Annotated in this window: 20 protein-coding genes and 4 pseudogenes; 19 read left to right on the forward strand and 5 right to left on the reverse strand. The window is 41.9% G+C overall.

The features are described 5' to 3' along the window. The first annotated feature begins 341 nt into the window (after positions 1-341). The 5 genes and pseudogenes from JL57_RS26680 (at position 342) to JL57_RS26700 (ending at position 3,579) form a co-directional block, all read left to right on the forward strand. On the forward strand, positions 342-1,166 hold the full coding sequence (locus JL57_RS26680; RefSeq protein ID WP_034144937.1) for a BRO family protein: 825 nt from the start codon (positions 342-344) through the stop codon (positions 1,164-1,166). A gap of 236 nt (positions 1,167-1,402) precedes the next feature. Further along, positions 1,403-1,732: a hypothetical protein gene (locus JL57_RS26685; RefSeq protein ID WP_034144938.1), complete on the forward strand. Its 330-nt coding sequence runs from the start codon at positions 1,403-1,405 to the stop codon at positions 1,730-1,732. A gap of 35 nt (positions 1,733-1,767) precedes the next feature. Beyond that, positions 1,768-2,049 (forward strand): hypothetical protein, encoded by a 282-nt coding sequence (locus JL57_RS26690; protein ID WP_034144939.1) that lies wholly within the window; start codon positions 1,768-1,770, stop codon positions 2,047-2,049. Between the two features lie 86 nt (positions 2,050-2,135). Continuing rightward, a pseudogene (locus JL57_RS26695) lies at positions 2,136-2,570 on the forward strand (HD domain-containing protein); the annotation flags it as partial. 127 nt (positions 2,571-2,697) lie between these two features. Further along, on the forward strand, positions 2,698-3,579 hold the full coding sequence (locus JL57_RS26700; protein ID WP_291300620.1) for a recombinase zinc beta ribbon domain-containing protein: 882 nt from the start codon (positions 2,698-2,700) through the stop codon (positions 3,577-3,579). A 169-nt stretch (positions 3,580-3,748) separates the two neighbouring features. Here JL57_RS26700 and JL57_RS26705 read toward each other — a convergent pair whose 3' ends face one another. Continuing rightward, entirely contained in the window at positions 3,749-4,168 is a 420-nt protein-coding gene (locus JL57_RS26705; RefSeq protein ID WP_034144940.1) for a universal stress protein, read from the reverse strand. Positions 4,169-4,207: 39 nt separating this feature from the next. Further along, positions 4,208-4,819, reverse strand: a complete 612-nt coding sequence (locus JL57_RS26710) for a SulP family inorganic anion transporter (protein WP_034144941.1) — start codon at positions 4,817-4,819, stop codon at positions 4,208-4,210. A 325-nt stretch (positions 4,820-5,144) separates the two neighbouring features. On the opposite strand from JL57_RS26710, the gene JL57_RS26715 reads away from it, so the two are divergent. The 9 genes and pseudogenes from JL57_RS26715 (at position 5,145) to vanZ-A (ending at position 13,499) form a co-directional block, all read left to right on the forward strand. Next, complete coding sequence (locus tag JL57_RS26715) at positions 5,145-5,336, forward strand: helix-turn-helix domain-containing protein (RefSeq protein WP_034144942.1); 192 nt, start codon at positions 5,145-5,147, stop codon at positions 5,334-5,336. 207 nt (positions 5,337-5,543) lie between these two features. Further along, on the forward strand, positions 5,544-5,906 hold the full coding sequence (locus JL57_RS26720; RefSeq protein WP_291300621.1) for a hypothetical protein: 363 nt from the start codon (positions 5,544-5,546) through the stop codon (positions 5,904-5,906). A 426-nt stretch (positions 5,907-6,332) separates the two neighbouring features. After that, positions 6,333-6,797 (forward strand): class I SAM-dependent methyltransferase, encoded by a 465-nt coding sequence (locus tag JL57_RS26725; protein ID WP_291300622.1) that lies wholly within the window; start codon positions 6,333-6,335, stop codon positions 6,795-6,797. Between the two features lie 17 nt (positions 6,798-6,814). Further along, positions 6,815-7,021, forward strand: coding sequence for a DUF3006 domain-containing protein (locus tag JL57_RS26730; RefSeq protein ID WP_034144945.1), 207 nt, complete (start codon positions 6,815-6,817; stop codon positions 7,019-7,021). Between the two features lie 23 nt (positions 7,022-7,044). Then, positions 7,045-8,176 (forward strand): annotated as a pseudogene (locus tag JL57_RS26735) (GTP-binding protein). 2 nt (positions 8,177-8,178) lie between these two features. Beyond that, positions 8,179-9,326: pseudogene (locus JL57_RS26740) on the forward strand (ribonuclease J). An 80-nt stretch (positions 9,327-9,406) separates the two neighbouring features. Continuing rightward, positions 9,407-10,711: an MFS transporter gene (locus JL57_RS26745; protein WP_034144946.1), complete on the forward strand. Its 1,305-nt coding sequence runs from the start codon at positions 9,407-9,409 to the stop codon at positions 10,709-10,711. Further along, on the forward strand, positions 10,708-12,963 hold the full coding sequence (helD, locus tag JL57_RS26750; protein WP_034144947.1) for an RNA polymerase recycling motor HelD: 2,256 nt from the start codon (positions 10,708-10,710) through the stop codon (positions 12,961-12,963). Before JL57_RS26745 ends, helD begins: the two co-directional genes overlap by 4 nt. Positions 12,964-12,977: 14 nt before the next feature. Then, complete coding sequence (gene vanZ-A / locus JL57_RS26755; RefSeq protein ID WP_034144948.1) at positions 12,978-13,499, forward strand: glycopeptide resistance protein VanZ-A; 522 nt, start codon at positions 12,978-12,980, stop codon at positions 13,497-13,499. Between the two features lie 109 nt (positions 13,500-13,608). Here the strand turns inward: vanZ-A and JL57_RS26760 are convergent, their stop codons facing one another. Further along, positions 13,609-14,820 carry a pyridoxal-dependent decarboxylase gene (locus JL57_RS26760; protein ID WP_291300623.1) on the reverse strand — a complete coding sequence of 404 codons (1,212 nt, stop codon included), beginning with the start codon at positions 14,818-14,820 and terminating at the stop codon, positions 13,609-13,611. A gap of 49 nt (positions 14,821-14,869) precedes the next feature. Between JL57_RS26760 and JL57_RS26765 the strand changes: the two genes are divergently transcribed. The 3 genes and pseudogenes from JL57_RS26765 to JL57_RS26775 all read left to right on the forward strand — a co-directional run bounded on the left by JL57_RS26765 (position 14,870) and on the right by JL57_RS26775 (position 17,266). After that, entirely contained in the window at positions 14,870-16,327 is a 1,458-nt protein-coding gene (locus tag JL57_RS26765) for a PLP-dependent aminotransferase family protein (RefSeq protein WP_291300624.1), read from the forward strand. Positions 16,328-16,807: 480 nt separating this feature from the next. Beyond that, positions 16,808-17,005, forward strand: a pseudogene (locus JL57_RS26770) (DNA alkylation repair protein); the annotation flags it as partial. Positions 17,006-17,023: 18 nt separating this feature from the next. Continuing rightward, positions 17,024-17,266: a hypothetical protein gene (locus JL57_RS26775; protein WP_034144949.1), complete on the forward strand. Its 243-nt coding sequence runs from the start codon at positions 17,024-17,026 to the stop codon at positions 17,264-17,266. Here the strand turns inward: JL57_RS26775 and JL57_RS26780 are convergent. Next, positions 17,263-18,138 carry a DUF3102 domain-containing protein gene (locus tag JL57_RS26780; RefSeq protein WP_291300625.1) on the reverse strand — a complete coding sequence of 292 codons (876 nt, stop codon included), beginning with the start codon at positions 18,136-18,138 and terminating at the stop codon, positions 17,263-17,265. The genes JL57_RS26775 and JL57_RS26780 overlap by 4 nt on opposite strands. A gap of 39 nt (positions 18,139-18,177) precedes the next feature. Beyond that, the gene (locus JL57_RS26785) at positions 18,178-18,624 is read right to left on the reverse strand and encodes a type II toxin-antitoxin system HicB family antitoxin (protein ID WP_291300626.1); all 447 of its coding nucleotides are present in this window, start codon (positions 18,622-18,624) and stop codon (positions 18,178-18,180) included. A gap of 563 nt (positions 18,625-19,187) precedes the next feature. On the opposite strand from JL57_RS26785, the gene JL57_RS35655 reads away from it, so the two are divergent. Both JL57_RS35655 and JL57_RS26795 read left to right on the forward strand, forming a co-directional pair. Beyond that, entirely contained in the window at positions 19,188-21,164 is a 1,977-nt protein-coding gene (locus JL57_RS35655) for a hypothetical protein (RefSeq protein WP_291300627.1), read from the forward strand. Positions 21,165-21,219: 55 nt separating this feature from the next. Then, positions 21,220-21,801, forward strand: a complete 582-nt coding sequence (locus JL57_RS26795) for a hypothetical protein (RefSeq protein ID WP_034144950.1) — start codon at positions 21,220-21,222, stop codon at positions 21,799-21,801. Positions 21,802-21,812: the final 11 nt, after the last annotated feature.

Below are 21,812 nucleotides of genomic sequence, written 5' to 3' on the forward strand. Positions count from 1 at the left end.
AATGAAGGTGATACGGGAGGCATAAATCAAATAAAGTGATTAAAATCAATCACTTATAAATAAGCATAATTTTAAAAATATATAGTTCAATAAACGCTTCCAAAATGAAATACATTATTCTTGGTGCATCAGGCGCAGGTACGATAACCCTTGGACGAGCAATAAGCGATGATATACGCTAAGCAATATGGCGGGGTGAAAAGTGGGAGTTTTCTGTCATCGTTTTGGAGGAAAATGGAATAGTTTATCGAATATATATTTATGAACAGAGAAATGACGGTCTACTTAGACTTGATATAGATGACTAACAAGAGGAAGTTTAAAAATGTGGGGGATACAAGATGGATAAAGAGAATGCGATTAAATTGTTTGAAGATAAGAGAGTTCGAGTTCTATGGCATGAAGAACAAGAAAAATGGTTTTTCTCAATTATTGATGTTATTGAAGTTTTAACTGAAACCGATCGGCCACGAAAATATTGGAGTGACCTGAAATCAAAGCTTATTTCTGAAGGGAGTCAACTGTCCGAAAAAATCGGACAGTTGAAAATGAAAGCTGAAGATGGGAAAATGCGCTTGACAGATGTTGCTGATACAGAGGAACTTTTAAGACTCATTCAATCCATACCATCACCGAAAGCAGAACCGTTTAAAATGTGGCTTGCAAAGATTGGTAACGAAAGAATAGATGAAACTGCTGATCCTGAACTTGCCATTGAACGTGCTCTGGAAACATATCTTAAAAAAGGCTATTCAAAAGAGTGGATTGACCAAAGGTTAAAAACCATAGAAGTCAGAAAAGAACTGACGGATGAGTGGGATAAACGAGGCGTTCAAAAAGGTATTGAATATGCAATATTGACTGACGAGATTTCTAAGTCCTGGGCAGGATTAACTACCAAAGAATATAAGAATCTCAAAGGCTTAAAAAAAGAGAATTTGCGGGATAACATGACAAATCTTGAGTTGGTTTTAAATATGCTTGCAGAAGTTTCAACTACCGAAATTTCTAAACAAATAGAGCCGGAAACCTTTGAAGAAAACAAGACAGTGGCTCGGCAAGGCGGCCAGGTTGCAAATGTAGCTAGAAAACAACTTGAAGAAACAACAGGAAAAAAAGTTGTAACAAGAAAGAATGCAAAGAGATTAAAGGAGATCAAAGAGTAGTATAATCGTTGTATTTGGGCGCCAGCTATGTCTAGTATATAATTGGAAGTTAGGAATATTGAAAAATGGGTACCCTTAACTTCCTAAAGGGTTCTCACTGGAGGTGAAAAGGCTTAAATTTGCGAAGGCTATCTGAAGGCAGTCTCGTTGTTTATTAAATTACTATGAGTTGGAAGGTACTAAGGTTATGATATAGAACTCTCAGATTAGAATAAAGTTACAGGAGATGTAAAGTCATGATTAGAGAAGTTAACGCTATTATTAAAATTAGGGATAATATTTTTGGAGGTCCAATTGAAGAATTAACTATTGATTGTTCCAAAGAAACTAAAGAATTTGGTATTAAAGCTTTGGAAAATCCAACGATAGTACCGAACAAATTATTAATGAATCCATATGAGCATCAAGAGGTTTATAGGAGAACAGAAGCAGAGAAACAAGTCAAAGTAAAAATCTTACTTATTAAAGAAGAAGATTACAGAAATAATTGGTTGGAGGCTCAAGATATATTAGAATCTTTTTGTTCCTGGGTATCCTTTTTAACCTTAGCCCCAGTAGAAATATAGAGTGGCTAGAAGATTTTTCGGTTGATGGAAATACTATGACTGTTGGGAAACCTTTCTTTATCTTTCCTGATAGAAATAACATTGAAAAAATAAATTGTACTTTTGAAGAATTGAAAATTGTCGTGCGAGCAGCTGAAGCACTTTTTATAGGTTTTATGTCATATTATTTATTAAAGTATACCGATGTACCTTTTCAAAATCGGGATGAATTATTACAAAGTAAATACGATTATTATCACCCCGTTTTTGGAAGGATTCAATGGCTAAAGGAAAACTTAACGGTCCTAAATGATATAAAAATTAAATATAAAAAGTAAAGTAATTTGATTTGGTACTAGCAAACCGTCTAGAAGGACGGCTTTTAAAGTGCTCCACTCAGTGGCGCGAGTCAGTGGCATAAAACCTAGAGCATAGCGTAAATGTTTATTATTGTTTAAAGGATTACTTGGCAAGGGATAGAGTGAAAGAATTTTATAATATGGCATTTGATGATGAAACAATAGCAATTGTTGCCCTACTTCACGATGTTTGCAAGATCAACTGTTACAAGCCGGGAACCAGAAACGTAAAAGATGAAAATGGTACATGGCAGACTGTGTCAGTATTTGAATATGACGATAAACTGCCTTACGGACACGGAGAAAAATCTGTGTATATTATTTCTGGCTTTATTAGGCTCACACGAGAAGAAGCATTTGCTATTAGGTATCATATGGGCTTTTCTGGTATCGAAGACAAACGTAATATTGGGGATGCATTTGAAAAATTCCCATTGGGATTTGCGTTATGTACAGCAGATATGGAAGCCACATATTTGATGGAAAACAAAAATAAATAACTCCATATAATGATATTCTGCGATTGAATTAACATTAAGCTTGCCAGAGAAAATATTCGTATCTATCTGACTTTCCTGCGACACAAAAAGATTTCATGGGAAAGTCATTTATTTTTTTATGTAAGACTTGACACAGGCTAATGCGAAATATCATGGAGCCGCACTTCTGCAGAAAACCATAACCGTTAATTTCCTCACACACAAACGCACCCCTAATAAAGGCCAGTCACCAAAGTATATGATCGATGAAAACCACCTGCCGATCATAGACAAGGAGATATTCGACAAGGTTCAGGATGAGAAGGAAAGAAGAGCATTGCTCAGGGGTGATTTAGTGGGAAACAGGCATAAATATAGCAGCAAATATCCGTTTAGCGCTAAAGTATTTTGTGGCAACTGCGGGAACATTTTTAAAAGAAGGCAATGGAACAGCACCAATTCAGCAAAGAAAGTTGTATGGCAGTGCAAAACTTATATAATGGACGGCAAAGATGCCTGCGGAGCAAAAGCTGTTGATGAGAAGGGTTTGAAGGATGGATTTGTGCGGATGTTCAACAGAATCTACGAAAAAAGACAGAGCTTTATCAAGACGATGACAGCAAATATTGAAATGATTATTTTGCAAAGGCCAGATATTGGAGAGACCGAAGCTTTGGACAAAAGAATTGAAGAATTGAAAAATGAGTTAAAGAGGCTTATCCGGTTTCAGGTAAATAATAACGTCGATCCTGAGGTCTATAACGAGGAGTACAAAAGCATATCCGGTGAGTTGGAGGAAGTGCGAAAGAAAAGGCTGGAGCTTGATAAGGTAATCGAATCAAAGGATGGGTTGAAACAAAGGTTTGATGAAATCCTAGAGACAATAAACGGCAGGGATTCACTGCTTGAAGCGTTCGATGAAGAAATATTTAATGCGTTGGTTGAGAAGATAGAAATTCTCACACTAGCGCATTTTGTTTTTGAGATTAAGAGTGGGGTGAGGGTGGAGGAAAAAGTTGGTATTAATTAAATATTTTTTGGAGTCCTACAAAAAATGAGCTATTAAAAAACGACATCCCCTGTTGTAAGTAGCCTCTGGTACAAAAAGGTCTAATAATATTCAGACTTAAAAACTGTAGAATAGCGTCTTTCACTTTGCGAAGTTCACCCCAATACAAGAACTAATACAATTATTACCTTTATTTTACGATTAATACTGGACAGTTAGCCCTTTTCGCGACCTTATGACTAACTCCCCCTAAGACAAACTCCTGTACGCCGTTTAAACCCCGACTACCGATTACTACGATATCAAATTTACCCTCATTGGCGTATTTCACAATCGAAGGGCCTGGCTCGCCGTGGATAAACTTCACTGAGTAATTAACCTTGGCCTGTTTCAACTTCACTTGTATCGGGAGCAATTTTTGATTCCTTTTTAAGGTTATAGCGTCTGTATCCATATCTCGTAATACATCAGATTTAGATGTCTCACTGTTGACTACATATAAGATTTCAATGGTTGCTTCAGGGTTATTTTGAGTTAGAAAAATTGCTTTTTCAGTGGCTCTTAATGAATGTTCCGAGCCATCGGCTGCCAGAAGGATTTTATTAAACATAGTTTAACCTCCAATTTTATAGCTAGCGTTGTCTCTTGCTCAGTGTTTAGGTGGCCCAGCGTTCATATCAGTGTGAGTGGCCAATTTATCAATCAATCGGGCACTTTGTTCGTTGAGTCCACTTAATACAACCTCGATATCATATTGCCGGTATTTAAAGACGATCTTATCAATCGCAGCAACGGCTGAATCATCCCAAAGATTGGCATTACTAAAGTTTATCTCTACTTCTTTAATATTATCATGAAAATCCGTCGTAAAATCAAATACGTTAATTAAGTCTGTGACAGAAACAAAAAATAACTGACCACTAATCTGGTATAGTTTCATCTTACCATCGTGTTCTATTCGTTTTTTAACATAAACTTTAGAAATCTTAGAGGCAAAAAAGACAGCACTTAAAACTACTCCCGTTAGAACGCCTATCGCTAAATTGTGAGTCATTAAAACTGTCAAAACGGTAACAATCATCACAAAGGCAATAATAATCGGAATCATAAAGGACGAATACAGTCCTACCATGGGGTCGACCCCTGCAATAATCGAGAAAGCGATGGCCTCTGGAATTAAGGCGAGTGAAACGACAAGCCCCGCCAATACGTCATTTTTAATATTACTAAACCATGATTCTCTGAATGTTTGTACGCTCATTAACTAAACTCACTTTCTCAAAATAAATAAATCAACTACGAAGAGTGTTCTCATTTTTGAACAAAAAAAATACCTTTACTGACCCGATAAGAGATATCGGTTTTGGGGAACCTTTGTACATTACCACAAATGAACATAAACCGCAATTTTGATACGACTGATCGAATGGCTCAATGTTTGTATGGTCTTTATATTAAAACTAGTATAAACAAGCAATAACTGGTTAAAAATTGCCTTCTTTAGACTCATAATATATAATTAAGCTATCAGTTTTGATCAATACTAATCACCCATGGTATGGCAAAGGATTAAGGAGTGAGCATATATGGCCGAAGAAAAAGAAATAATGACCATACGCCAGGTGGCAGAATACCTGCAAATTAGCGAGGTTACCACCTACCGTCTGGTTCAGGCCGATAAAATTCCCGCCTTTAAAATAGGTCATAGTTGGCGGGTCAAAAAAGATGATCTTAGCGAGTTTATTGAAAAACAAAAACGTGGGGAACGGTTCCTATAATTGGAACTATTACCCCCTCCCTAAATATTAGCAAGAGGTGTGATAAGTATGAGCTTACAAAAATTCAATCTTACTAGGGTTAGTCCACTATGATAAGTGTATCATAACCGCTTGAATCTAACAGGCGGATATTAGGCTAGCATTGTTTCCAACTCATATATGCTCGAACAGAATTCACATTTTTATAACGACGAAGGTGAGGTGATATTGTTGTTTGATAACCTGTATAACCTCGTTAAGGACAATTTAAACCAGAGGCTATTTGATCCTAAAAACCTTGAATTATTAAAGCAGCTCATGAAAACACTCGTTGGTATGACAGTTCATTTACAGGTCAACTCGGATTCACAATACTACCGTATTAATGAGTCAGTTATGTGCGTAAAGTCTGCCACATTTGTCGGTGGCAAGATAAGTATTAGGACTACAACCCAGAACATTGGTTTTCAAGCTGTGGGTATTATCATCACTGCGCAACCGGATCAAATCATGATTACTGCCCCCAACAGCGAAGAAGTCGGATCGATGCTCATTATGATAATTACCCGGGAGGAAAACCGGGCTACCTGAGGTGATATTGTATTTATGCTTTGTAAAAAATGTCCTGCCTGTGGCAAAAAGTCCTACAGCTGTGTAGAAAATGGTCAATGGATCTGCCCCAATTGCCAAGAGGACTTAAGTGAAGAACCTATTGCAAGTTCGGAATAAACGCAAGAGTATTATTAAGTATCGGTATTAAGCTTTACATTTGTCCTATATCCATAAACTCTTCTTTAAGGGGAGTTTAAATTATTACTGAAGCGGTGAAATGTCATTAATCAATTTTGTAAACTTTGTGGAGGCACCTTAAACAAACTTTCAGAACCCATAGAACCAGAATATTTCCATTGCCCAGTATGCGATTTAATATCGATCGATGAGGATACCTTTCTAGACAGGCAGGAGGAATTTAATAGATATAGCCAGCACAAAAACACCCTGGATAATCCAGGGTATGTGAACAATTTTAATAACTTCATTATAATCTCTAAGATCGACAACCTGAAAAACGTTAAAAGGGCACTGGATTTCGGCTGCGGGCCTGGGCCGGTACTGCAGGTGCTATTGGAGAAATTAGGTTATGCAACCGATATCTACGACCCCTTTTTTTACCCAACTCAGGGTTTTCTAAAGAAACGCTATGATTTAATCACGTGCACCGATGTACTGGAACATCTTAAAAACCCCCTAGCAACCCTTAGAATACTGGAAGTTCTGTTGGAAAAAGGAGGTATACTGGCGGTAACCACTCTGTTTCACACTTCTGCAGAGGATTTTATAAGCTGGTGGTACCGCAAGGACCCTACTCATATCACATTCTACAGCCAAAAAACTTTCCGCTGGCTGGCGGAGCATTTAAACTTGTCTCTTGAATTCAGCGATGACAAGAGTATTGGTGTGTTGAAGAAAAGCGCGTCATAAAGAGAGGACCATGATATATGAAGGGGATCATCGACCGATTCGAAGGCGACTATGCTGTTATAGAATTTGAGGGTAAAACCATGGTGGATATCCTCAAGAGAGATCTTCCCGCTGGACTAAAAGAAGGCGATGTCATTCAATGTACCGAAGGGGCATATGTCATTGATAAACTAGAAACTGACCGAATCAGAAAAGCGACTAAAACTACGAATGTGAATGTATAACGATAATTTAGGAGTTAATAACGTTGAATCAAACGGATCTAAAAACAGAAATTAATTCTCGAAAAACCTTCGCGATTATTTCGCATCCCGATGCTGGGAAAACAACTTTAACGGAAAAGCTCCTGCTTTTTGGAGGAGCAATTCGAGAAGCGGGTTCGGTCAAAGGCCGCAAAGCAGATCGCGCTGCTACGTCGGACTGGATGGAACTTGAGCGGCAGCGGGGCATTTCGATTACATCGAGTGCACTCCAATTTAAGTATCAGGGCTATGTGATCAACATCCTGGATACTCCAGGTCACCAAGATTTCAGTGAAGACACCTACCGTACTCTGACGGCTGCCGATAGTGCCGTGATGCTGATAGACGCCGCTAAAGGGGTTGAAACACAGACTAAAAAATTGTTTGAGGTCTGTCGAAAACGGGGAATTCCCATCTTTACGTTCATTAATAAGTTTGACCGTAATGCCAAGGACCCCCTTGATTTAATGGATGAAGTGGAAAAGGTTCTTGGGATTGAATCGTATGCCATGAATTGGCCAATCGGAATGGGTCCCGATTTTAAAGGGATTTATGATCGCCACACGGGACTGGTTGAGCGTTTTATTGCAGGGAGTCTTAGATCTAGTTCCAAGCCCCCTATCTCTGGAGCCCTCAGCGACGAAAGAGTACGCGCGGGAATTAGAGATGACCTTATTAATCAGCTAAATGAGGAAATTGAGCTATTGGACATGGCTGGAAATACCTTCTCCAAGGAACGAGTGGACCGAGGAGAAGTGACGCTGGTGTTTTTCGGGAGTGCACTGAAAGGGGATTCAGGAACTTCAAGAAGAGGGAGCAATCCATGTTTTTCGTGACCTTAATGTCGGCGTTGAAGCTCCAATTATTGGCGTTGTGGGACAATTGCAGTTTGAAGTGTTAGAATACCGCTTGCGTGAAGAGTACGGGGTCCAGGTAGCTATTCAACACCTTCCCTTTGAGATCGTACGCTGGGTTGAAAAAGATGATAAAGCAATTAAGCTGCTGACTGAATCAAGCATGAGCACGGTAGTGCTGGATAAAGATGAAAACTATGCTGTTTTGTTATTGGATGAATGGAAGGAAACCTGGTTAAGCGATCGTTATGATATTGCGTTTTATAGACAGCCTAGGACATGACTATGGCAATATATTCACTTGACCAAAAAAACAAACTGCAGATTATTCCCCTCGGTGGACTAGGGGAAATCGGAAAGAATACAACCGCGATCCGCTATAATGATCAAATCTTGTTAATTGACGCGGGTCTGGCTTTTCCTGACGATGATATGTTCGGGATTGACCTCGTTATACCAGATTATACGTATCTTATCGAAAACAAAGACCTCATCCTGGGAATCCTGATTACTCACGGTCATGAGGATCATATTGGCGGACTACCCTATTTGTTGAGACATTTTAATGTCCCTATTTTCGGGATGTGCCGGAAGACATGCTCATTGACGTCGACGAGGCTATGCGCTTATCGGGTAATCAAGTATGCATCCTTACGACGGGCAGTCAAGGCGAGCCAATGGCTGCGCTGACTCGCATGGCGAGCCATAGTCATCATCAGATTTCCATTTATCCTGGGGATACGGTGATTCTTTCTGCTTCTCCCATCCCTGGCAATGAAAAAGCAGTCTCGCGCAATATTGATCAGCTCTTCAAGTTAGGCGCCAAAGTCATCTATGAATCCATCTCGGGGATGCACGTGTCGGGTCACGCCAGCCAAGAAGAGCTTAAGCTGATGATCAGCATGGTAAAACCTAAGTACTTTATTCCTGTTCACGGAGAATACCGCATGCTCATGAAACATGCTGAACTCGCTGGGCAAGTAGGAATTCCACGGGAAAACATTTTCGTCGCCGAGATTGGCAATGTAATAGAGTTTACAAGTCATGGGGCAAAGTTAGCTGATAACGTTACTGCTGGACGAGTTTTTATTGATGGCTTGGGAGTCGGAGATATCGGAAGTAGCGTTATGAAAGAGCGATCACTCCTATCTCAAGATGGAATTCTGATCATCATGTTAGCACTCAACAGAGCAACCAACACGATGTTAGCGGGCCCAGATGTCGTCACCCGTGGATTTGTCTATGTTCGAGAGTCCAACCTAATCCTCGATGAGGTAAAAGCACTCACGAGACAGACCATAGCCCGTAATTTCCAGAATGGTATCAATGACACCAACCTTTTACAAAATCGCGTAAGGGATGCAGTGAGTAGACATCTGTATGATAAGACCAAGAGGCACCCGATGGTTATTCCAATTTTTCAAGAAGTATAAGTAAAAAGCCAATTGAAAACCTAGGAATGAATTGAACAGGATTTTTCCATTTTCATTCAATGTCAAAGGAGTAACTAGTCGTGCAGCGTTTTCAAGAAAAAACCCCTGTGAATCTTCCCTTTTTCTATGGTTGGATTATCGTCGTCATCTCTGCCCTAGGTTTATTCTTTTCAGGTCCCGGTCAAACCTACTCTATCTCCGTTTTTATCAATGTTTATATGACCGAATTAGGGTGGAGTCGCTCCCTAATTTTCAGTGTTTATTCCCTGGCAAGCTTAACCGCTGGTCTCTCTCTCTTTATGATGGGGCGGCTTATCGATCGCTATGGACAACGGCGAATGAGTGTGGTCATCGGTCTCTGCTTGGGATTCGCTTGCTTTTGGAACAGTGCCATGCTCGGAGTTGTATGGATGTTTATTGGGTTCTTTATGCTCCGGTTATTTGGGCAAGGCTCGATGACCCTGATCCCCAGCACCTTGGTTCCTCAATGGTTTATTCGGCAAAGGGGAAGGGCTTTCAGTTTAATGGCCCTTGGGGGATTTATTAGTTCAGCCCTCGTTCCAATTCTCAATGTCTGGATGATTCAAACTTGGGATTTACGTGTTACCTGGTGGGTATGGGGGGGCTTGCTAATCGTTCTGTACACCCCTCTGTCTTACTATTTAATTCGCAACAAACCGGAAGAGGTCGGATTACGACCGGATGGAGCCTCTATACATCGCTTAAATACTTTAAATACTCCCGAAGGCCCATCAACTGTCAACCAGACCGAATTCGTCGATACAGAACTAAACTGGACCTTGGCAGAAGCCAAAAAAACGAGAACGTTCTGGTTTATTCTTCTGGCTGCCTCTGTCCCTGCCTTAATTAATACCGGATTAACCTTTCACTTAATCTCCATCCTCGGTGAACGAGGGATTTCCCCATTGAATTCGGCGTTTGTTCTGAGTTTGATGGCCCTTGTGGGCTTCTCCGCCTCATTCCTAGCCGGATTCATTTTGGAACGCGTTAAAACAAACCATGCACTAGCCTTCGTTTTTCTAGGCGAAATCGTGGCTTTGTTTAGCCTTAACCATGTGAATTCCATGGTTAGTGTAATTCTTTTCGGTGTCATGTGGGGAATCGTTGGAGGTTTTGAACACATCACGTTAAATTTGATTTGGCCCAATTATTATGGGCGTCGACACTTAGGGAGTATCCGAGCAATGGCCTCTAGCGTCATGATTATTGGAGCGGCACTAGGGCCACTGCCGTTAGGTATGGCCTTCGATCAGTGGGGCGGATACACTGAAATCCTTTATCTAATCATGATGTTTCCTTTTTTGGGTATAATTGCAGCCTTAACGTCCCCAAGTCCAAATATTACCGGAAGGAGCATACGATGAACAGCAATAACCATCCCGAATTTGAGCAAGAAAGAAACCGTCTTACTTCTACCATTGCTTATATGAAAAAAATGATTGATTTGATTGTCGAAAACCGTCAAGGTCAACGCGAAGAAATTCGTCAGGCTTTTATTGACTTAGATTTCTTAGACAGCAGCCAAAGTTACATTTCCATTTTAGTGACGACGAAGCTTTTAGAATATGGAAAAGAACACTTTTACCAACTTAATCGAGGACTTGAAAAACCCTACTTTGCCCGAATTGATTTTAAACAAGCGGAGACTCCAGACTTTAAGCGTTATTATATTGGTAAGGTCTCATTGCTTACCAAAGAAGACCAAGAACCACTCATCCTCGATTGGCGTTCCCCTATCGCCTCAATCTACTATGAAGGACGCTTGGGTGCGGTTGATTATCAAACCCCGACGGGAACGATTTCAGGAGAGCTCGCCCTTAAACGTCAATTTACGATTGAGGAAGGTCAGTTATTTGAGATTCGAGATATTGACATTACAACCAATGATGCCTTCCTTCAGGCCTCCCTGGAAGCCAATGTCGATCATCGCCTCAAGGATATTGCCACCTCGATTCAAGCGGAACAAAACCGGGTGATCCGCGCAGATATGACTCCTTTAATCGTTCAAGGAGTTGCCGGTAGCGGTAAAACAACGATTGCACTCCACCGCATGGCTTACCTCATCTATACCTATCAAGATCGTTTTATCCCTGAGAACTTTATTATTCTCGGCCCGAACCGATTATTTATTAATTATATATCCGAGGCCTTGCCAGAGCTTGGCGCAGAAAGAGTGACTCAGACAACGTTGATTGACTTCCTGTTGGAGCTCATTGGCAAATCAGCGAAGGTCAAATTAGTACCACCTGAACAAAAACTCTTTCGGTTACTCGACGAGAACAACCAATCCTCTATAAACTCTGCCAATATCATTGGAGCCTCCGAATTCAAAGGATCCATTCACTTTAAAGATACTCTCGACCACTATGTAGACCGACTGCAAGAGACATTTGTACCGAACGTCGATTTCATGCTCGGAGAGCATGTGATTTTAGAAGCAGAAGATGTTCAACGGATTTTCCTAGAAGAATATAGTTTTCTCCCCTTGCAGAAGCGAATTGAGATGGTCAAAAAAGTTCTCACCAATAAACTAAAGGCAGCCAAAGAACCTATCCTGAAACTAGTGGAAGAGGAGTTCAGCCGTCAGATAGAAGAAGTGCGTTTTTCGTCAGAGTTTGATGACGATCTACGAAGGGAAAAAGCGATAGCTTTGGTTGACTTACGTAATATAGCCCTAACCAAGCTCACGAACAGCGCAAAGACCGTTGTCAAGAAGTATCTTGCACTCTTCCCTAAGATCGATCTGCTCCGTCATTATCAACGAATTATTACTGATCCTACAATTATCTTAGGCCCCCGTGAAAAGGATCTGGACAGAGCGGTACTTGAGTACATGTGCAGTTCCTCCGGCGAACTCATCAGCCAAAACAAACTTGAGCTTGAGGATTTGGCACCACTTGCCTATTTAAAGCATCTTCTGATTGGTTACGAAGAAAAGTTTGGGGTCAGTCACGTTTTTATTGATGAAGCCCAGGATCTAAGCATCTTTCAGTTCTATACTCTACGAACTATTCTCAAAACAGATATGTTTACGATATTTGGAGATTTGGCTCAGGGAATTCACTCTTGCCGTGGGATAAAAAGCTGGGATCAAGTCAAACAAGACGTTTTTCCCGATCTTGACTGTAACTATTTAACACTCGAACAAAGCTATCGTACCACCATAGAGATTATGGATTATGCCAACGAAGTCATTAAAAAAGTGAAATCCACAGATATCCTCCTAGCGAAGCCTGTCATCCGCCATGGCACTCCTCCTTATATTATAGACTTTAAAAGTGTTAAAGATATGGTTCTCGGCATAGAGAGTTTGCTTGAAATTCAGCTTGCGAGTGGGTATAAATCAATCGCCCTGATCGGGAAAACTCTGAAAGAATGTCAACTACTCAAAAAAAACCTAACCAAATCCTATGAGATTTTACAGGGGGATGAAACCATATATGAAGGTCAAATCTTGATAGTACCTTCATATGTTGCCAAAGGACTAGAATTTGACGCTGTGTTTATTTTTAATATTCATGAAGACTATAGCGATGAGGAACTTGATCTTAAATTGCTTTACGTCGCCATAACCCGTGCTCGACATTGCTTGTACAGAATGAGTCTAAGCAAGTGATAGAGACGACCTGAATTCGAGTTTGTGACGCGTACTATAATAAGTATAAAAAGTGCTTCTTCTACCCTTTAGTAATACTAATCTGGTTAGTGTTATTCAAATTACAATACAATATTTTGTCAGTATTTAATTATCCCCATGGAAGTCTTAACTTGAATCCATTTGCTGCTCCTTTAAATGTAAATGGAAGAATTAATTTCGGAGAGATGAGAGATAATGTTATAATCTTTATTCCTTTTGGCTTGCTTTTGAATGTCAATTTCGAAAAAATTGGATTTTTACCTAAGTTAGCTTTAATACTGGTTTTTAGCCTTACTTGCGAATTAATTCAATTTATCTTCGCTATTGGGGCGGCAGACATAACAGATTTAATTACAAATACTTTTGGAGGCTTTCTTGGACTTACATTATATGGTTTAAGCCATAAATATATTAATAATAAAAAATTAGACAGAGTTATTATTTCTGTTGGTATACTTTTGCTCGTATTATTGTTCTATTACCGTATCCGTTTTTTGCATTTCATAAATATGTAATTCATGTTTAAATGTATCAATTCCAAGGGTAAAATGGTTAATCAACGGTCGTTAGTTGAGGCGGGATTTGTGTTTCAAGTCTGGAGTTGGAGTTCGCGAGGTAGTTTGATTATGAAACGCTGGTCGGGTTGATTCTTGATGCCTTCCATTTTGCCTCGGCAAATGCCTTTACGGAACGATCAATGTCTTCGTAAGTTGTTCGATAAGAAGAAACACTGATGCGAATAACTGTCTCATCCTCCCATTTTGCACCTCCACACCAACATTCTTTGGATTCTTGTATGTGCTTCAGCGTTTTTTCTGTTAGATCAGATTTCCCTAGGGAGGCCAATACTTGATTAAAACAAACTTCGTTTTTGATTGTAAAGCCGATCTCTTCCAGAGCCTTTGAAAAGTACAATGCTTTATGATGCAGGTCTTCTACAAGTTCCGAAATGCCCTTTTTGCCGAGAGATTTCATGGTTGCCCATAATTCAACGATCCTGGCCCTTCGTGACATATCCGATGTATATAACATTCCATCTCGATGATCACTATAAATGATATAAGAACCTGTCATATGAAGCGCTTGCACGAGTGAATCCCGGTTACGACATAGCACAATACCATTATCGTAGGGTGCATTTAACGTTTTATGAGCATCAACAGACCAAGAGTCAGCTAATTCAACACCTTTAGTAAGATGTCTCAGTTCTTCTGAAGCTGCCGCCCATAAACCAAAAGCTCCATCCACATGTACCCACGAGCCAGCTATTCTAGCCCTTTGACAGAGTGTATTAATATCATCAAAAGAACCTGAATTAACGTTTCCAGCCTGCAGAATTAAGAGAGTTCGGTTGTCAAGTTCCGGAACGTCGTCTACTGATATTCGACCTTGCTTATCTGCTGGAACTTTGATTATGCGCTCGCTTCCAAGTCCTAGGATGGAAAGGGCTTTATAAATTGTCGAGTGAGCCCCTTCTCCAAGTATGACACGAATTTCAGGTGCGCCGAAGAGTCCTTTTTTACCGACATCGTAGCCGAGTTGGTGTAATAAATGGTTTCTTCCAGCCGTTAATCCACAAAGCGTTGCAGTGGAACTTCCCCCTACAAATCCGGCAGCTGTGTTTTGAGGTAAATTGAAGAGATCAACAAACCATTTTTCACAAACCTCTTCCAAAACAGAAGCAATGGGAGAAATAACATATAAAGCAGCATTTTGATCCCAAGTGTCAGATAACCACTTTGCAGCCAGAGCAGCTGGAACAATACCGCCATTTACAAAACCAAAATAACGTCCGCCTGTTTGTGCAACGGTTGCAGGTGATCCATTATTGTGCAAACTGTCAAGAATCTCATAGGGATTGCTCGATTCCTCTTGGAGAGGTTCTTTGAAGATATTTAATCCCTCAAGAGCTTTCCTGCCAGGAAATACGTCTTGGTTGTTTTTCGAGGTGGTAATGATGTCTAACGAGTGGAATCCAACAATTAAGATAGGTAAGAGACCCCTTTATATTGCATTAGCAGACGCTTTGGAGTCAGACATTAATTCAGGAATTTTAAAGCCTGGTGATAAATTACCTCCTCAAAGAGAGCTTGCGGACCTTATTGGAGTAAATTTAAGTACAGTAACAAGAGCTCTTCGCGTTTGCGAGCTGAAGGGACTGATTTCTGGAGTAGTAGGGCGTGGAACGTTTGTAGCTGCTGACGTTAAAGTATCTTTATCTCTAATAAGTCAGGATAAAACATTGAATTTGATTGAAATGGGGCAAGTACTACCACTCTACGGTATCAACAAAGTTACTGCTAGAATGGTTAAAGATTCACTTCAAGACATGGATATGGAAAGATTAATTAGGTACTCTGAGCCAGCTGGTCATTTAAATCATAGAGTTATTGGAGCGGAATGGTTAAAGCGTTTTAACATTAATGCCTCTGCTGAGGAGATTCTCATTACACCTGGTTCTCAAAATGCAATAGCCATTTGTTTACTAACATTGTTTGATCCTGGAGACCGAATTGCAGTTGATTCCTTAACTTACCCTGGGTTAAAAACCCTAGCAGCTTTGCATGGTATTCGCCTAGTCCCTATCGAAATGACTAGTGAAGGCATGAGTCCACAAGGACTATTAAACGCATGCAAAAACGAGGGGATTAAGGGTATCTATCTAATGCCGGAAGTCCAAAATCCAACAACTATTTCCATGACACAAAACATCAGAGAGCAGATCGCTGATTTTATAAGGAAATATAATCTAATTTTGATCGAGGATAATGCTTATGGTTATACAGGTAATCTTGAAAGTGTTCCCATATCTGCTTATGTTCCAAATCAGGGAATCTATGTAGGAGGCACATCAAAACTCCTTGGACCTGGATTTCGGATTTCTTTTGTGCGAGTACCAGAACCTTATATCGAGTCAATGGAAAAAGGGTTGTTGAATACAACATGGATGGCTTCACCGATTACTGCAGAATTAGTAACACGTTTAATAGTAACAGGGAAGGCAGATGCCATCATGGAGGATAAACGGAAGGAAGCACGAAAAAGAAATGAGTCGGCATTAAAAATACTATCCGGCTACGATATAGTAAATAGACCCTGTGGTTTTTTTCAATGGCTAATTCTCCCGACAGGATGGCAGGGAAGAGAATTTGAACTGCTTGCACGCGAAGCTGGCGTACAAGTCTTTTGCGCAGAAAAATTTGCGGTTGGGAGTATTCCGGCACCTTCGGCTGTTCGAATCTCCCTATCCGGACCGGATACGATAGAAGAGTTGGAAAAAGGGCTTGATATTCTGAAAAAGGTTTTGCAAAAGGGTTATCAAAATCACACAATAATTATATAATTATGAATTCTATCGTGGCTTCTGCTTGGTGGAAGCTATGAGGAATTTGCAAAATTTTGCGTTTAACAGTTCCGTAGCGTCCTGACCACATTTATCGATTCAAAGTTGCACCTTGTGTCACACACCATCAAATGGATGAAAACGGGAGCTAAAATGTCATACTTCTAACTTATGACATAAGGCCAAATTACCTTGGCGCTTTACAATAAAAAGGGCCTAAAAAGATAATGCGGGAATCCGTACACGAACTTCGCATTGTTGGTGTATCAGCGACTGTGCGAAATTTGAAGACGATTAATAAGCTTACCACGTTAGCCAAAGCCATGGACTGACGCTCGTATGCCCATTATTCTTATTTTGTATTTGGTTACCATCGAAGTGAGCGCAAATCCAAAATGGTACCGTTGGTGGTATCCATTTATGTGATCGTTGGATGCCATTTTGGTACCCTTTGAAGTAAGTGAATCCAGTGTTTTTCAGGAGGAATACTATGTCAACATGATGATCGCCTGGTATTTCGCAACAGCCTTGGCTAAGCAGTACGAAGGCGCTGTGCCGTATATTCAGGAACAGCGTTTAGAGAAGTGGACGCACAACAAAGCTATCCAGAAAGCGGTTGAGAGCTACCGGATCGGCGACGAAGCAAAGGCGTACCTGCGGACTCTGAAAGTAAAATAAGGGCGGGCACGGAGCTCAATGAGCGGTAATGCGGAGACTTTAATCCGCGAACGTCAACAGGAGTATTACACCATATTGGCTGTTGCCGACAAAGCGGCGGATTCTACAGCTTTTGTTGAATTTATGCTCCGCGTGATCCGAGATGCTTTAAATGAGCTTATGCAAACCGAACAAGTTCGCGAGCAAGTTACCGATCAAGTCGAGCGCCTGATATCCGCCTTAGGCAGCGAAACGCTGTCCACAAAAGGCCTGCTCCCCTAATCTTCCTCCTTCAGCCCCGCGTTCAGATATTTCTGCATGATAGTTTTATACGCTATAAACGCTTCCTTATCTTGATCGGCGATATTTTTCAGCTCCCATTTCAGCTGCTTGATGGTTTTGTCCAGGGTCTCGCAGAGAAAGCCGATGTGGTTGGATCTCACCTTGAGCTGCGAGTTAAGAAAGTTCCTTTGCATCCTTTCGTAGCCCTGTTGGTTTGAGGTTTTTTTAAGCGATCCCACCTGATTCTCCAGCTCCTCGGTCGTTCTCTCAAGTCTTGTTTTGGTCTTCTGTAAGCCCTCTGTTTGGGTCTTCAGATTGTCGCGTTCTGCGGTCAGTTCGGCGATCTTAATGTCTTTGTTATCCAGGGTTGTCCGGAGGTCTGCGTTCTCCTGCAGGGCCTGGATTTTTTCCTGCTCAGCCTTTTTCTTATCATCCACCGCCGTTTGCAGTTCCCGGGCGCTCATGCTCTCGATATCCAGGTCTAAGATAAACTCAGCCCGCTCTTCCTCCGGCACTCCGAGGAGAATAAGCGCCTGAGAATAGTTTAGGTTCGGCATCGCCGGCGAGTCTGCGCCGGCGTTAAGGGAGAGGGGCTGTTTGAGGCTGTATTCTTCGTAGACGCGCATCATTTTTTGCGCCGTCCGCGGAGAATAGCTGACGGACTCTTCCAGCCACTTCAGCCACTCCCCATGCGGAAGCAGGTCTTTGGCCTCTTTGAGGAGCCTGCCGATCTCGACGGCGGCGGCAAGGTAGATCTTCCCGGTCTGGTATTTAATTGTGTTGATTTCAGCCGCGATTACAGGCGGCGTGCGTTCTGGTATTACATCGTGCATAAGAGCTTCAAAGCCTTTCATCCTGTTTGCTTTACTCACATATCCCCCAAAAACGAATACGTGTAGTCGTTTTTGGATTTATCTAAATATATCGGTCAGTAAAGGCAAAAAGCCGGTTTCCTCATCGTAAATTCCCAGTTCCTCTTTTAGAGCGCGCCGCAGAACCCGTGAGAAGTTGATATTGTTTTCTTTCCCCAAAGCTATTAACCATTTGGGCAAAGTTACGATCTTCTTGACAGATTTGTTATCAAGCGCCTGCCGCACTACCAGCATATCGACCTCTACAGTAATTATTTTAGCGTCCTCCGGCTTCACTATACTTGAGGGATCGGACGCTTCAGGGATTGCTATATGCTCCTCTTCCATATGATATAAACGAAACCCCAAGTTGATCCAAGCATTACATGAAGCGTCTTGCAGATTTTCTCCGTTTGTGATAACTTCCGGCAGATCGGGGAAAACAACAACATATCTGCCGGTTGATGGATGCTGCTCGACAACAGCCGGGAAAACATAAGTTTTCATTATAATTCATCCTTTTTTCAGTAATACAGTTCTTGTACAGTATATGGACATAGGGAAGAATGTGCTACTTGTGGTGCAGACCGGAGGAATCCTGCGCCAGGCAGACACAGGGGACGGTTCTTGCGTGTTATTAGCGATTGTAAATATTCAGCAGTCTGGCAAGGGGTAACCGTTGAAAGTGATCAATATAAATACCGCATTGATTAAATCAACATGCACGTTTTTGAAGATAAACCATACTATGGTAATCCTGCTGAGGGGTGTTTTTTGCCCCGGCAGGTTACTGACGAATGGATGCAAAATATTTCGAGGGAAATGTTTTGGGAGGTCTTAATTTGCTGAACAAAGCGATTGAAATTGAGAAAACGAACTGCTTCCGGGCATCAGTGAAGTCATAAACGAATCGTTACCGCAGGGCGCGGAGCAGACAGCTGCCGATCGGAGCTTTATGCAGACGGCGACGACCTTAAGACGCGCCTGGTCAAATACAGCGAGTATGAAGTATCAAATAAGAAATAGACGTATTATATGCGATATTGGAAAAGGCGGAGGAGGCAAAAAAAATGGCTGAAACAACCATGACATCCGGCAAGGCTGGAATTAAAAAGCGGATTATTATGATTGCCAAAAAACCCAAAATGTTGTTCCCTTCTTTACTTGCCGTTGTTTTGATTATTGCCGTCGCGGTAGTTTGTACCTTTACGGGTGGAAAAACAGATCTTGACAATGCCTCCTTGCGGGGCGAGTACTTCGATTTCGCTGTTCATAACCGCCTTGACTATGTGCCCTTCTTTGAGGAGGGTAACGCGCCCACGGACATCGGCGAATATCTTTTCTACGCATTTGCGATAAACCCTGACAACCAGGGCAACGGCAAGGATGCCATGACCCGTGATTATGTGGAAAAGGTCATTTGCGACCGCTTTGAGGCTGGAGATATCTCCGGTGCATCCATGATCATAAACTCCCGTTGGGACTATAACGGTATGGAATACACGGCAGTTCCTGCGAGCATAAATGATAAACCGATTTACGTACTCAAAAGCATAGATAGTGCTGTCGAAAATGACCGCACTGTATACACCGTCACCATGGATTACTGCGCAACCAAAGAGTATTCCTTAAACGCCGGGCAGTGGCAGGAGATCCGCACCGCCGTCGTCGCGGGTGATTATAGCGCGCTCACCGTGGTTCGTACGGAATCTTTCCGCTATTATGTGGACGAAACCACCGGAGAGCCTGTTTTTCTTTCCCATTCGGCATCGCGGCCGCTTTCCGACTACATTAAAACAGCAGTGCGGATGAACTACCGCCACATAGGCTGGGAGAGCTACACGGTGAATGAGATAAGTAAGGATAGGATAGACTTTGTCGCGGACGCGATCATTGGCGCACTGCCTGAAACTCTTGACCTGACGGCGGCCCAGATTGACAACGAAAGCATTGCCCACGATTATTGGGAACAGGGCTCCTGCATTGAGCTTGTCTTTGACGGGAACGACGATCTAAGCTATACGCTTCGCGGCGATATCAAGCAGTCCTATCCGTGCGACAGGATGCTTGTCTGCTTCACAAAAAGTGAAAATGTCCTGTTTCTCTCAACCAATGGAGTCTATACCCATACGATAGGGCCGCTTAATGCTGCAACCCTTGCGCCCGTTTACGACTGGCTGCGCGGCGGCATGGAATTTGTCGGTTACATGGGACTTAGCGGAGCGGAAATCCTGGGGCAAAAAATTACCGTACACAGGAACGAGGATTTGCAGCAGCTCCCACAGGGATACGACATGAGGCCGATCGAGTCCGCTATGAGCTGCAGCTTGGCTTTCTATCAGGCAGCGCATTTTCGGTGGAACGAGATGATTGACAGGCTCGCCACAGACGGATTAAAGGCAGAAATCCAAAAATGGAATAATAACAACCCTTCGGAGGCTAATGACCTTATGCAGCTTAGTGCCATCACCTTCAAAGCCTTCCCCGTTTCCGTCTCAGAGCCGACCTTCTCCGAAAATGACCCTGACCGGCTTACGGTTTCGCTCGGACTTGACGAAAAAATGTCCGCAGAAGTCGAGCTTGTAAAAGCAAGTGACGACAACATCCTTATAGACGGTTTTGAACTCATAACAGTGGGTACGCCCGGATTGGAAGCCTGGGAAATCAGTATGCTTGGGAACCTGGGATATGGCAGTATGAAGGAGATCGAGGCGCTTTCGCAGGACCAAATCAAAAAAATCTTTGCACCAGGCGCCCTTCTTGACGGAGCTCCCGCGTTCATGCCTGACGAATCGCAGCGCGCAGAACTCTCGGCGTATAATATTACGGAAGCTCAAAGCGGTATACTCGGGAACCTAGGGTATCGCTATGAGGAAATGTTGAAGCTTTCATCAGAAGAATTCAATTTTATCTTTCCAAACTATGAGCTGTGGGATAAACTGAAAGCAAAAGGATATGATACGAGATTCCTGCGAAGGCCCGGAGCGCTTCAGCACGCCGGGTACGACAGTTTCAAGGCCTTGATCAGAGAAGCCTTGGTGAGATAAAACAAAGGGCGATACACCCGTGGATAATAAAACCAAAAACCGAGGAAGGGTAACCATGAAAATTCAAAACGAAAAAATAGACAGATATGCCGTATTACGATGGTTTCATGTTATGCTAATCATCGTATCAGCCGTTCTTATTTTCGGCGGTTGTTCAGGAGGAACAGCCACAAATTCGGAACTTGAGAATGAGGAACTTCGATCCAGGGTGAAAGAACTTGAACAAATAGCAGATGAAAAAGATGCTCAGATCAAACGGTATGAAAAAGAATACGAGCTCCGCAATACCTTGGATATTAAAGTGCGAAAACTGCTTTCCGCGTTAAATTCGGGCATATTCAGTGAAACTGAAAAAGAACTATTAAATGATACCATAGTGGTGAAGAAAGACAGATTGGAAACTCCTTTTGAAAACCACAGCAACGAGCTCCTCTTCTTTCAAAATAAATTGGATTTTGAGCAAGTCAGGCAAAGGTTTTATCATCTGGATGAGCAAGAAAGGTTCACTACAGGCTACGAGGTTCTCTCTCTTTCCGATGATATCCAGGAGCGCATCGACAGCAGAGCCGTGTTGGTTTTTACCTTTATTGAGAACACTTCCGGTTGGAAACTTGCTGACATAGGAATAGATAGATAAAGTAAGCAACA

The sequence above is a fragment of the Desulfosporosinus sp. BICA1-9 genome (assembly GCF_000802135.1).

Excerpts from the sequence above, each read along its gene's own strand:
- JL57_RS26680 (WP_034144937.1), top strand. The coding sequence starts at position 342 with ATGGATAAAGAGAATGCGATTAAATTGTTTGAAGATAAGAGAGTTCGA.
- JL57_RS26685 (WP_034144938.1), top strand. The coding sequence starts at position 1,403 with ATGATTAGAGAAGTTAACGCTATTATTAAAATTAGGGATAATATTTTT.
- JL57_RS26690 (WP_034144939.1), top strand. The coding sequence starts at position 1,768 with ATGACTGTTGGGAAACCTTTCTTTATCTTTCCTGATAGAAATAACATT.
- JL57_RS26705 (WP_034144940.1), bottom strand. The coding sequence starts at position 4,168 with ATGTTTAATAAAATCCTTCTGGCAGCCGATGGCTCGGAACATTCATTA.
- JL57_RS26710 (WP_034144941.1), bottom strand. The coding sequence starts at position 4,819 with ATGAGCGTACAAACATTCAGAGAATCATGGTTTAGTAATATTAAAAAT.
- JL57_RS26715 (WP_034144942.1), top strand. The coding sequence starts at position 5,145 with ATGGCCGAAGAAAAAGAAATAATGACCATACGCCAGGTGGCAGAATAC.
- JL57_RS26730 (WP_034144945.1), top strand. The coding sequence starts at position 6,815 with ATGAAGGGGATCATCGACCGATTCGAAGGCGACTATGCTGTTATAGAA.
- helD (WP_034144947.1), top strand. The coding sequence starts at position 10,708 with ATGAACAGCAATAACCATCCCGAATTTGAGCAAGAAAGAAACCGTCTT.
- JL57_RS26775 (WP_034144949.1), top strand. The coding sequence starts at position 17,024 with ATGAGCGGTAATGCGGAGACTTTAATCCGCGAACGTCAACAGGAGTAT.
- JL57_RS26785 (WP_291300626.1), bottom strand. The coding sequence starts at position 18,624 with ATGAAAACTTATGTTTTCCCGGCTGTTGTCGAGCAGCATCCATCAACC.
- JL57_RS35655 (WP_291300627.1), top strand. The coding sequence starts at position 19,188 with ATGGCTGAAACAACCATGACATCCGGCAAGGCTGGAATTAAAAAGCGG.
- JL57_RS26795 (WP_034144950.1), top strand. The coding sequence starts at position 21,220 with ATGAAAATTCAAAACGAAAAAATAGACAGATATGCCGTATTACGATGG.